The sequence below is a fragment of the Pseudoclavibacter sp. AY1F1 genome (assembly GCF_002931075.1).
Lineage (GTDB): Bacteria > Actinomycetota > Actinomycetes > Actinomycetales > Microbacteriaceae > Pseudoclavibacter.
The window spans coordinates 104,177-115,016 of record NZ_PSTQ01000013.1; the positions used below are offsets into that span (position 1 = coordinate 104,177).

A 10,840-nucleotide genomic window follows, 5' to 3' on the forward strand; every position below is an offset into this window, starting at 1 on the left:
GGGGATTTGGGGCGAAGGGCCCCGCTGAGGGAATCTGCCGCTCGGGCGTGTCTCCGCCGAAACCTGGAACGTGTCCCCACATGGCATCCATGTCAGATGCCGAGGACCGACTTCGCGATGGAGAAGTAGACGATGAGTCCAGTGGCGTCGCAGAACGTCGAGATGAAGGGTGTCGAGAACACGGCGGGATCCACGCGGATCGATTTCGCGACAAGCGGCATGACTCCGCCGACGGTCGCGGAGATCGTGCAGACCGACAGCAAGGTGAGGCCGATGACCGTGCCGATGCCGACGCCGTAGAAGGTCGTCGCGATGGCGAAGGCGACGGCTCCGAGCGTGACGCCGAGCACAACCCCGGTCCGAAGCTCCTTGAGCGCTACCGGCCACGCATTCCTGGGTCGCACCTCTCCCATGGCGAGGGCCCTCGTGACGGTGGTCGCGGCCTGGGAGCCGGTGTTGCCACCGATGCCCGTGAGGAGCGGGATGAAGAGCGCGAGTGCCACCTGCTGCTCAAGCGTGGCCTCGAACAGCTCGAGGACGCTCACCGTCAGGATGGCGGAGACGGCGAGCACGAAGAGCCAGACGATCCGGGAGCGCACGACCGCGAAAACCGGAGTCGTCAAGTACGGGCGCCTCAACGGCTCGGAGGCTCCCGCGTGCGCCTCGTCCTCGTCGCGTGCTGCCTCGACCACGCGTTGGGCGTCGTCTCCGGTAAGCAGACCGAGGAGCCGGTCCTCGCTGTCCACGATGGGCATCGCGAGCACGCCTCGGTCGACGAGGGTGCGCGCCGTCACCTCGGCGTCGTCATCAGCGTGTGCGTAGAGGGCGGTTGCCATGTGGTCTTGGACTGTCTCGTCCGGGGACGCGAAGAAGAGCTCCCGGAGGCTCACGACGCCCAGCAGGTGCCGACCGTCATCGATGACGGGGATGGTGTAAATCGTCTCAGCGTCACCGCCCCGCTCCTGAATGCGCTCGAGCGCGACCCTGACAAGCTCCTGCGGGTAGACGTGAACGTAGTCAGGGCTCATGCGCCTGCCTACGGAGCCGACCGGGTAGCCGAGGATCACGGCGGTCTCGCCGCGCTCGTCCGCAGGCAGGTCCTGAACAAGTCGTTTCGCGATTTTCGCGGGCAGCTCGTCCATGAGGGCGACCCTGTCGTCGGGGTCGAGCTCGGCGAAGACGCTCGCGACGTCGGCATCGGAGAGCTGCGTGACGACCTCACGCTGTGCGGGCGCGTCCATCCGCTCGAAGACCGTCATGGCTTCGTCTTTCGGCAGCAACCGGAAGGCGACCCCGGCGTCGCGCGCCGGGAGCCTCTCCAGGAGGACGGCGACGTCCGGCACCGGGGCGCGAGACAGGGCTGTCGCGGCCCCGCTCAGGTCACCGCGTGAGAGGTCGCTGCTGACGATCTCGACGAGATCGTCGAGGGAATGGAGATGGGGCATGAGGGAATGCAAGCACATTCAGGCGTCGGGCCCGTGGCCCGCGCCGCATCGGCTCCCTCCCCAGCGCTGCCTGCTCACGCCGAATTCCTCCCGCTCGACGTGGAGCCGCACCCGTTGGCCCCGAAGCCCCGCCTGCTCGCTACGATCACTGCATGTATGAAACCATCCGCGTGCGCGGTGCCCGTGAAAACAATCTCAAGGGCGTCGACGTCGACATCCCGAAGCGCAAGCTGACCGTCTTCACCGGTGTGTCCGGGTCCGGGAAGAGTTCCCTCGTGTTCGGCACGATCGCGGCAGAGTCCCAGCGCCTCATCAACGAGACCTACACGGCGTTCGTGCAGTCGTTCATGCCGAGCCTCGCGAGGCCAGACGTCGAGGTGCTCGAAGGGCTGAGCGCGTCCATCGTCGTCGACCAGGAGCGCATGGGCTCGAACGCGCGCTCCACGGTCGGGACGGCCACGGACGCGCACACGATGCTGCGCATCATCTTTTCGCGGCTCGGGGCTCCGTCCGCCGGGCCCGCTGGCCACTTCAGCTTCAACCTCGCCGAAGGCATGTGCCCGCGTTGCGAGGGGATCGGACGAGTCACAGATCTGGACCTCGACGAGGTCTTCGACCGCTCGAAATCGCTCAACGAGGGCGCGATCACGATTCCGGGATACAAGGTCGACGGCTGGATGGTGCGCGGCTACTCGGAGGCGCCGTTCCTCGACGGCGACAAGAAGATCGGGGACTACTCCGACGAGGAGCTGCACGACTTCCTCTACAAGGAAGCCACGAAGGTCCACGTGCCGGCCCTCAACATGAACATGACGTACGAGGGTCTCGTCCCTCGCATCCAGAAGTCGATCCTGTCGAAGGACCCGGAGGCTGTGCAGCCAGCGATCCGGGGCTTCATGGACCGCGCCGTCACCTTCACTGCCTGCCCTGACTGCCTCGGAACGCGGCTCAACCAGGCGGCGCTCGCCTGCCGCATCGACGGGAAGAACATCGCCGACTGCTCGTCGATGCAGATCAGCGATCTCGCGGTCTTCATGTCGAGCGTGCAGGACCCGCAGGTCGCGCCCGCGATTGCGACGCTGCAGGAGACGCTCGACTCGCTCGTGAACATCGGCCTCGGCTACCTCAGCCTCGACCGCGAGTCGGGCAGCCTCTCCGGCGGTGAGGCGCAGCGCGTGAAGATGGTGCGCCACCTCGGTTCGAGCCTCACGGACATCACGTACGTGTTCGACGAGCCGACAGTCGGCCTCCACCCGCACGATATCCAGCGCATGAACGAGCTCCTGCTGCGGCTGCGTGACAAGGGCAACACTGTCCTGGTCGTGGAGCACAAGCCGGAGACGATCGCGATCGCCGACCACGTCGTCGACCTCGGGCCTCGCGCGGGCTCGGGAGGCGGCGAGCTGATGTTCGAGGGCACCGTGGAGGGCCTGCGGGCCTCGGGAACGCTGACCGGCAAGCACCTGGACGACCGGGTCTCTCTGAAGACCGAGACTCGCGCGTCGAAGTCGAGCCTCGAGGTGCGCGGTGCGACGCGTCACAACCTCAAGAACGTCGACGTCGACATCCCGCTCGGGGTGCTCACGGTCGTGACCGGCGTCGCTGGTTCCGGCAAGAGCTCCCTCATCCACGGGTCGGTCCCGAAGTCGGCGAACGTGGTTGTTGTGGACCAGACGGCGATCCGCGGCTCCCGCCGGAGCACGCCGGCCACCTACACGGGGGTGCTGGATGCGATCCGCGCCGCCTTCGCGAAGGCGAACGGGGTCAAGCCCGGCCTGTTCAGCGCGAACTCGTCAGGCGCCTGCCCGAAGTGCAACGGCCTCGGCGTGATCTTCACCGACCTCGCGATGATGGCCGCGGTCTCCACGGTCTGCGAAGAGTGCGAGGGCAAGCGCTTCCAGGCCGAGGTGCTCGCCTACACACTTGACGGGAAGAACATCAGTGAGGTGCTCTCGATGTCGATCGCGGAGGCCCACGAGTTCTTCTCCACGGGCCCTGCCAACAAGGTGCTCGCTCGCCTCGTCGACGTCGGGCTCGGCTACCTTGGCCTCGGCCAGCCCCTGACGACCCTGTCCGGTGGAGAGCGGCAGCGCCTCAAGCTCGCGATCCACATGGCTGAGAAGGGCGGCGTGTACGTGCTCGACGAGCCGACGACGGGTCTGCACCTCGCGGACGTGCGGCAACTCCTCTCGCTGCTGGACAGGCTTGTCGAGTCCGGTAAGTCGGTCATCGTCATCGAGCACCACCAGGCCGTCATGGCTCACGCCGACTGGATCATCGATATCGGCCCCGGGGCGGGCCACGACGGGGGTTCCGTCGTGTTCGAAGGCACTCCGGCGCAGCTGGTCGCCGATGCCTCGACCCTTACGGGTCAGCACCTGGCGAGCTACGTGGGGGCGTAGCTCACGGCGGCTGGTCAGCTCGTGCTCGCCTCGAGACCCGTCAGCTCGCGCTCGAGGTTGCGCCTCGCCCGCGGCTCCCATTCCTCGGGTGCCGCGGGCGAGACGAAGAGGCGCGGGGACCTCAGCAGGGCCCTGAGCACGGAGGCTCGGCCGACACGCCAGTGCTCGTCCGGCACGTGTGCGTAGTCGCGGCGGACAAGGGCGACGTAGCGCGCGTAGCCGTCTTCAGCCCTGGCGAGCACGGCGAGGTCCGCGTCCATGAGGATCTCCCCCGCCGCATCGCCTTGCTGGACTTCGTGGTTGATCGTCGCCAGCACGAGGCGCTCGACGTCGCCGACGAGGTCCGCGTCGCAGCCCAGGGCGCCGAGCCGCTTGACGGCGAGGGCGGCGCTCGCTCGCTCGTCGTCGCCAGCGGCACCCTCGTAGACGGCGTCGTGGAACCAGGCGGCCAGCCGTGCCGTGAGCAGCTCCCGCTCGCTCAGCGGGGCGCTGAGCTCGGCGGCACGCAGGCGCATGGTGTCGATGGCGTCGAGCACTGAGAGCAGGTGGGTGGCGTCGTGATAGTGGCGGGAGGGGGCAGACCAGGCGTCGAGCAGGTCGTCCCGGAGAGCATCCGCCGCCGACTGTCGATCGTTGCCCAATCCGAGCTCGTCCCAGCGGCGCTGCAGCGTGAGACGGGCGCGCTTTGGGCGGTCCCTGGCGGGCACTCGCACGCCGCCGGCGACGAGGCGTCGCACGAGCGCGGAGCCCGAGACCGGCTCGGCCCCGAGGGCGACGAGCGCTTCGTACTGCTCGGCCGGTACGTCGTAGTGGTCGACGTCGAACGCCCGGCTGCGGATGCCCGCCCGGGCGGCGAACTCGTGCAGCTCGTCGACGGCGGAGTCGGAGACGAGGTGCGAGAAGGTCGTGCCGTGCGCGGGCCAGACGGGTGGATCGATCAGGATGACCATTGCTGAAGAATACGTTGAGGGAGACTGCGACTACCCTTGCCACATGGTCTCCCGTGTCAAAGGTGCAGTTGTCCGTGGCAAGAACGAACCGGTGTCGATTGAGACGGTGCTGGTCCCCGATCCGGGGCCAGGCGAAGCCGTGGTCGACATCATAACGAGCGGTGTCTGTCACACCGATCTCCACTATCAGCAGGGTGGGATCAGCGACGACTTCCCGTTCCTGCTCGGGCATGAGGCCACGGGCCGGGTGTCGGCGATCGGCGAGGGCGTGACCGAGATCGAGGTCCGCGACCGGGTCATCCTCAACTGGCGCGCGGTGTGCGGCGAGTGCCGCGCCTGCGCGAAGGGGCAGCCGCAGTACTGCTTCAACACGCACAATGCGACGCAGAAGATGACGCTGGAGGACGGCACGGAGCTCTCCCCCGCTCTTGGTATCGGCGCGTTCATCGAGAAGACGCTGGTCGCGGCTGGTCAGTGCACGAAGGTCGACGAGGAGTCGGATGCGGCTGCGGTCGGCCTCCTCGGCTGCGGGGTCATGGCCGGTATCGGGGCAGCCATCAACACCGGTGAGGTGAAGCGCGGCGAGTCGGTTGCGGTCATCGGCTGCGGTGGGGTCGGGATGGCGGCCATCGCCGGTGCCGCCCTCGCGGGAGCCACCACGATCATCGCCGTCGACATCGATGCTGCGAAGCTCGAGCGGGCGGCGCATTTCGGCGCGACGCACACCATCAACTCCCGCGAAGAGGACGTCGTCGAGGGTGTTCGCGCCTTGACGGGCGGCTTCGGGGCTGACGTCGTCATCGAGGCGGTCGGGCGCCCGGAGACCTACAAGCAGGCGTTCTACGCTCGGGACCTCGCGGGTCGCGTCGTGCTCGTCGGGGTGCCGACGCCCGAGATGACGCTCGAGCTGCCGCTGCTCGACGTCTTCGGCCGAGGCGGATCCCTCAAGTCCTCCTGGTACGGCGACTGCCTGCCGAGCCGCGACTTCCCGATGCTCGTCGAGCAGTATCGGCTCGGTCGGCTGGACCTCGATGCTTTCGTCTCGGAGCGCATCGGCATCGAGGACATCGAGGCCTCGTTCGCGCGCATGAAGGACGGCACGGTTCTCCGGTCGGTGGTGGAGCTGTGAGCGACCACGGCAAGGTGCGAATTGATCGCATCGTGACGAGCGGCACGTTCTCCCTAGACGGTGGAACGTGGGACGTCGACAACAACGTGTACCTCGTGGGTGACGATGCCGACGTCGTGGTCATCGACCCGGCGCACGACGCGCAGGCTGTCAGGGACGCCGTGGGCACTCGCCGGGTGCGGCGAGTCCTGCTGACGCACGGGCACGACGACCACATCGCGGCGGCGCAGGAGTTCGCGACGCTCGTGGACGCGCCCATCGCGCTGCACGGCGGAGACCGGATGCTGTGGGACGCGGTCTATCCGGACTCGGCGCCCGATGTCGAGCTCGCGGACGACGACCGCATCCTGATCGACGAGGTCGACCTTCAGGTGCTTCACACGCCTGGGCACTCCCCCGGCTCGGTCTGCTTCTACGCGCCGGCTCTCGGAACGCTCTTCAGTGGCGACACGCTGTTCAGCGGAGGCCCCGGTGCCACCGGGCGCAGCTACAGCGACTTCGGGACGATCATCGAGTCGATCTCGGGGCGGTTGCTGACCCTCCCCGCCGAGACGGCGGTGCTCACGGGTCACGGCGACGCGACGACGATCGGCGCGGAAGCGCCCCACCTCGAGGAGTGGATCACGCGTGGCCACTGACGACCAGAACGGCTCCGGGGCGGCGACAACGTTCGATGTGATCGTGATCGGCGCGGGCCCCGTCGGGGAGAACGTCGCCGACCGGACGGTGCAGGGCGGTCTGAGCACGCTGATCGTCGAGAAGGAGCTGGTGGGCGGCGAGTGCTCGTACTGGGCGTGCATCCCGTCGAAGGCGCTCCTCCGGAGCGGCGCGGCACTCCGGGCGGCTCGTGCGGTGCCCGGCGCTCGTGAGGCCGCCGTCGGCGACCTCGACGTGGGGGCGGTGCTCGCTCGGCGCGACTCGTACGTGTCCAACTGGAGCGACGAGGGACAGGTGAAGTGGCTCTCGGGGGCGGGCATCGACCTGGTTCGTGGGCACGCGCGCATCACCGGCGAACGTGAGGTGACGGTGAACGGCACCCGGTATTCGGCGCGGGTTGCGGTCGTCGTGGCGACGGGGTCCGCGGCGCTGCTCCCGGACATCCCCGGGCTCGCCGGGGCCTCGCCGTGGACGAGCCGGGAGGCGACCGCGGTCGCGAGCATCCCTGAGTCGATCACGATCATCGGGGGCGGGGTCGTCGCGGTCGAGATCGCGACCGCGTACACGGACCTCGGTGCCCAGGTGACGCTTGTTGTCCGGAGCCGTGTGCTCGGCGGTTTCGAGGAGTTCGCCGGGGAGGCGGTCGCCGAAGCGCTGCGTTCGCGCGGGGCGACGATCATCACGGGTGCCTCCCCTTCTGGCGTCGCCAGGGACGAGGCGGGACGGGTCACGGTGACGCTCGAGGACGGGCGGACGCTGGAGAGCGAGGAGCTGCTCGTCGCGACGGGGCGCGTCCCGCGCACGGAGGATCTCGGGCTCGAGGTTGCCGGGCTGGAGCCAGGCGGCTGGATCGACGTGGACGACACGATGCTCGTGCGCGGCAGTGACTGGCTTTACGCGGCAGGCGACGTCAACCACCGCGCGTTGCTGACCCACCAGGGCAAGTACCAGGCTCGGGCGGCAGGCGACGCGATCGCGGCTCGGGCCGCGGGGCGCCAGCTCGACGACGCGCCGTGGGGCACGCACGTGGCGACGGCCGACCATGCGGCGGTGCCGCAGCTTGTCTACTCGGACCCCGAGGTGGCGGCGGTCGGGCTGACGAGCACTGCGGCGGAGAAGCAGGGGGTGCGGGTGCGTTCGGTCGATGTGCCGATCGGCAATGTGTCCGGCGCTTCCTTGCACGCGGAAGGCTACGAGGGCACCGCGAGGATGCTCGTGGACGAGGACCGCGGTGTCGTGGTCGGGTTCACGATGGTCGGCCCCGATGTGGGCGAGCTGCTGCACGCGGCGACGATCGCGGTGGTCGGCGAAGTCCAGGTGTCCAGGCTCTGGCACGCGGTGCCGTCGTTCCCGACCATGAGCGAGTTGTGGTTGCGTCTGCTCGAGGGCTACGGGCGGCCCGAGTAGCAGTGAAGTTTCGGGGCCGGCGCGCGAGAAGCGATCGCCGGCCCCTTACGCATGATGGCCTGCTGGCGCCCGCGCCCAAGTGCCGGCGCTCACGCGTCGGCGAACACGTCGCGCTCGACGGTCGGGCTGAGGCGTGGGCGCCGGTGAACGTCAGGCGTCGGCGCCGGTGAACGTCAGGCGTGGGCGCCGGTGAACATCAGGCGTCGGCGCCGGTGAACATGTCGCGCACGGTGGGGCTGTTCGGATCCTGCGTGAGGACCTCGACGAGGTCGCCGGCCGCGATCTTGCCGGTCTTCGTGACGCGCAGGTAGGCGCCGACGCGACCTGCCGTGCTGAAACGCTTGACCCAGCCGCGCTCGTCCGGTCCCCCGACCCATCTGGCGAAGGTCTGGCAGGGGACGCGCGGGGCGGTCACGACGAGTTCCACGACACGGGAAGAACCCGCGGCGTTCGGGTCGCCTATGCGGAGGGTGTCGCCGATGTGGAGCTCGTTGACGTCGAGGCCGTCGATGCGGAGGTTCTCACCGAAGAATCCGAGCTGGAGTGGTCGCCCGAGTTCGCCGGCCCAATACTCGGCGTCGGACTGTGAGTAGGCGTAGACGGCTTGGTCGAGGCCGCCGTGATGCTTCCGGTCGGCTTGCACATCGCCGTAGACCCCGTAGCGCCCCACTTTGATGGCGCCCTCGATGGGGCGCTTGTCGATGGCGGTGACGCCGACGCTGCCGGGGTCATGGCGGAGCTGCGCGACTGCGCAGATGGCGAGCAGTTGGGCCAAGGCTGGCTCAGTCGGAGCGCTTGGCGTTTTTGGCGTGAAGTTCGGCGACGCGGGCGTTCTCGGCGCGGACCTTGGCCTGGACCCCGCGTTCGTGGGAGAGCCACGAGGGAGCTCCCTCGAGGAGGGCCTGAATCTCGGCGGTCGTGAGCGCTTCGGTGACGCCGCCCCTCGCAAGGCCGGAATTGGTGATGCCGAGCTTGCGGGCGACGACGTCGCGCGGGTGGGGGCCGGTGCGGCGCAGTTCCTGCAGCCATTCTGGTGGGGTCTCCTGCAGTTCGAGGAAGGCGCTGCGACTCAGCGGGGTCTCCTGGAACGCTTCGGGGGTGGCCGGCAGGTAGATGCCGAGCTTCTTTGCGGCGGTTGCCGGCTTCATCGTCTGTTCCGACCCGCGGTCCGCGGCGGTCTGGCCCTCTGATTCACTCATTTGAGCATCGTACCCAGTAGCCTTGCGGGCATGGAGACTCCGACGCACCTCACGGTCGCTCTCGCCCCCGGCATCAACCCGCGAAAGTGGTCTCGAGTGTGGGAGGAGCGACGAGCAGAGACGCCGCTTGAGTTCATGACCTTGCATGCGGCTGAGGCCCGGCAGCTTGTGCTTGGCGACGGCGCGCAGGTCGCGTTCGTGCGGCATCCCTTCGAGCGTGAAGGGCTGAACGCCATCGACCTGTTTGCTGAGGACGTTGTCGCGGTGGTCGCGGTCGAGTCGGATCTCGACATCGACGAGCCGTTGCGGCTCGAAGAGCTTGACGACTGGCAGCTGGTCCTCGCGCCTTGGACTCCGGACTGGGCGGAAGCCGCCGAACGGCTGGGGCTCGACTCCGGTGCGTCGGCTATGACAACTGATCCGGCGGATGCGATGGAGCTCGTCGCGGGAGGCGCGGGGGTTGCGATCGTGCCGCAGTCGGTGGCGAGGCAGCATGCGCGCAAGGACGTCACGTACCGGGTTATCAGCGATCTCCCCCGCGTGCCCGTCTCCATTGTCTGGGCTGCCGAGGATGATCGCCTCGACACCGAGGAGTTCGTCGGCATCGTGCGTGGGCGCACGGCTGGGAGCTCGCGAGGCCGCACGGGCGCGAAGTCGGCGGCGCTGCAGCGCGAGGAGCAGCAGGCGCTGGCCGAGGCGGAGCGCCGTGTGAAGGAACAGCAGAAGAAGAAGGCAACCGCGAAACGGATCGGCACGTCGTCCGGCACGAGCCGCGGCGCCCAGCTCGCCGCGAAGCGCGCGAAGGCGGGCGGTTCGGGCGGGAAGCGCAAGCGCCGCTAGGCCCACACGCCTCGATGGACGCCGCTCTCCCGCCGCTCTCCCGCCGCATCGGGGCGCTGGGTCCCCGTCCGACAAGATCCCCGTTTGACTCTGTCTACTTGAACTCGGCCTACGTCGACTCGGTCTGCGTCGCTCGGTCTACGTCAACCCTGTCTACTTCGACTCTGCCTACGTCAACCCTGTCTACGTCAACCCTGTCTACAACCCTGTCTACGTCAACCGTGTCTATGTCGACTCTGCCTACGTCAACCCTGTGTACTTCGACTCGGCCTAGGTCGACTCTGCCTACGTCAACCCTGTGTACTTCGACTCGGCCTAGGTCGACTCTGCCTACGTCAACCCTGTGTACTTCGACTCCGACTGCTTCGACTCGGCCTGCTGCAATTCGGTCTCCGAAAATTGGTCCGGTTCGATGAGGTCCCGTACGTCGAGATCTCGTTCGATGAGACTTCGTGCGATGAGATCCCGCGCGACGCGCCGCCTTTCCGTGCTGCGTCGCCGAACTCCTCCCCGGCGGGGACTGAGCTGTCCACCTCTGTCGTGAGGCCTCGCCAAGCGGCGCCGCCGGCGTTCCGCGCCTTTGTGGCTTCGGTCAGAACGGTGGTTCATCTGCTGCTGACGTCCTCGGAGTCCCGGCAGCGGGCGGAGTCGTCCCACCGCTCAAGGACGACGTCTCCCCCGGCCTGATGCGGTCGTCGCTGGGTGTGAAGTGGACGTTGTTGGGTGTGGAAGAGACGTTGTTGGGTGTGGAGTAGACGTCGTGGTGTTCGGGTTGGTCGGTGAGGGTTTTGCCGCTGGGGGTGCGGAGTTG

At 68.2% G+C, this 10,840-nt stretch carries 10 protein-coding genes; 5 read left to right on the forward strand and 5 right to left on the reverse strand.

Translation table 11 applies throughout. The features are described 5' to 3' along the window. Nucleotides 1-92: 92 nt before the first annotated feature. The gene (gene mgtE, locus C5B85_RS16310; RefSeq protein WP_104287063.1) at nucleotides 93-1,445 is read right to left on the reverse strand and encodes a magnesium transporter; all 1,353 of its coding nucleotides are present in this window, start codon (nucleotides 1,443-1,445) and stop codon (nucleotides 93-95) included. Nucleotides 1,446-1,597: 152 nt separating this feature from the next. Between mgtE and C5B85_RS16315 the strand changes: the two genes are divergently transcribed. Further along, the gene (locus tag C5B85_RS16315; RefSeq protein ID WP_104287064.1) at nucleotides 1,598-3,847 is read left to right on the forward strand and encodes an excinuclease ABC subunit UvrA; all 2,250 of its coding nucleotides are present in this window, start codon (nucleotides 1,598-1,600) and stop codon (nucleotides 3,845-3,847) included. A 14-nt stretch (nucleotides 3,848-3,861) separates the two neighbouring features. On the opposite strand, the gene C5B85_RS16320 is transcribed toward C5B85_RS16315, so the two are convergent. Next, nucleotides 3,862-4,797, reverse strand: coding sequence for a DUF4031 domain-containing protein (locus C5B85_RS16320; protein ID WP_104287065.1), 936 nt, complete (start codon nucleotides 4,795-4,797; stop codon nucleotides 3,862-3,864). Between the two features lie 43 nt (nucleotides 4,798-4,840). Between C5B85_RS16320 and C5B85_RS16325 the strand changes: the two genes are divergently transcribed. The 3 genes from C5B85_RS16325 to C5B85_RS16335 are packed head-to-tail and all read left to right on the forward strand — an operon-like array spanning nucleotide 4,841 to nucleotide 7,990. Continuing rightward, the gene (locus C5B85_RS16325) at nucleotides 4,841-5,926 is read left to right on the forward strand and encodes an S-(hydroxymethyl)mycothiol dehydrogenase (RefSeq protein WP_104287066.1); all 1,086 of its coding nucleotides are present in this window, start codon (nucleotides 4,841-4,843) and stop codon (nucleotides 5,924-5,926) included. Then, nucleotides 5,923-6,564, forward strand: coding sequence for an MBL fold metallo-hydrolase (locus C5B85_RS16330; RefSeq protein ID WP_258070857.1), 642 nt, complete (start codon nucleotides 5,923-5,925; stop codon nucleotides 6,562-6,564). Before C5B85_RS16325 ends, C5B85_RS16330 begins: the two co-directional genes overlap by 4 nt. Continuing rightward, nucleotides 6,554-7,990, forward strand: a complete 1,437-nt coding sequence (locus C5B85_RS16335; RefSeq protein WP_104287067.1) for an NAD(P)/FAD-dependent oxidoreductase — start codon at nucleotides 6,554-6,556, stop codon at nucleotides 7,988-7,990. Before C5B85_RS16330 ends, C5B85_RS16335 begins: the two co-directional genes overlap by 11 nt. 196 nt (nucleotides 7,991-8,186) lie before the next feature. Here the strand turns inward: C5B85_RS16335 and C5B85_RS16340 are convergent, their stop codons facing one another. Next, nucleotides 8,187-8,765 carry an MOSC domain-containing protein gene (locus C5B85_RS16340; RefSeq protein ID WP_104287068.1) on the reverse strand — a complete coding sequence of 193 codons (579 nt, stop codon included), beginning with the start codon at nucleotides 8,763-8,765 and terminating at the stop codon, nucleotides 8,187-8,189. 7 nt (nucleotides 8,766-8,772) lie between these two features. Continuing rightward, entirely contained in the window at nucleotides 8,773-9,189 is a 417-nt protein-coding gene (locus C5B85_RS16345) for a DUF5997 family protein (protein ID WP_104287069.1), read from the reverse strand. A 30-nt stretch (nucleotides 9,190-9,219) separates the two neighbouring features. Between C5B85_RS16345 and C5B85_RS16350 the strand changes: the two genes are divergently transcribed. Beyond that, nucleotides 9,220-10,029 carry a LysR substrate-binding domain-containing protein gene (locus C5B85_RS16350; protein ID WP_104287070.1) on the forward strand — a complete coding sequence of 270 codons (810 nt, stop codon included), beginning with the start codon at nucleotides 9,220-9,222 and terminating at the stop codon, nucleotides 10,027-10,029. A gap of 592 nt (nucleotides 10,030-10,621) precedes the next feature. On the opposite strand, the gene C5B85_RS19435 is transcribed toward C5B85_RS16350, so the two are convergent. Beyond that, nucleotides 10,622-10,840 (reverse strand): hypothetical protein (locus C5B85_RS19435; protein WP_219819430.1); only part of this gene is annotated, 219 nt, incomplete at its 5' end.

Coding starts and splice junctions, on each gene's coding strand:
- C5B85_RS16350 (WP_104287070.1), top strand. CDS start 9,220: ATGGAGACTCCGACGCACCTCACGGTCGCTCTCGCCCCCGGCATCAAC.
- mgtE (WP_104287063.1), bottom strand. CDS start 1,445: ATGCCCCATCTCCATTCCCTCGACGATCTCGTCGAGATCGTCAGCAGC.
- C5B85_RS16345 (WP_104287069.1), bottom strand. CDS start 9,189: ATGAGTGAATCAGAGGGCCAGACCGCCGCGGACCGCGGGTCGGAACAG.
- C5B85_RS16315 (WP_104287064.1), top strand. CDS start 1,598: ATGTATGAAACCATCCGCGTGCGCGGTGCCCGTGAAAACAATCTCAAG.
- C5B85_RS16325 (WP_104287066.1), top strand. CDS start 4,841: ATGGTCTCCCGTGTCAAAGGTGCAGTTGTCCGTGGCAAGAACGAACCG.
- C5B85_RS16320 (WP_104287065.1), bottom strand. CDS start 4,797: ATGGTCATCCTGATCGATCCACCCGTCTGGCCCGCGCACGGCACGACC.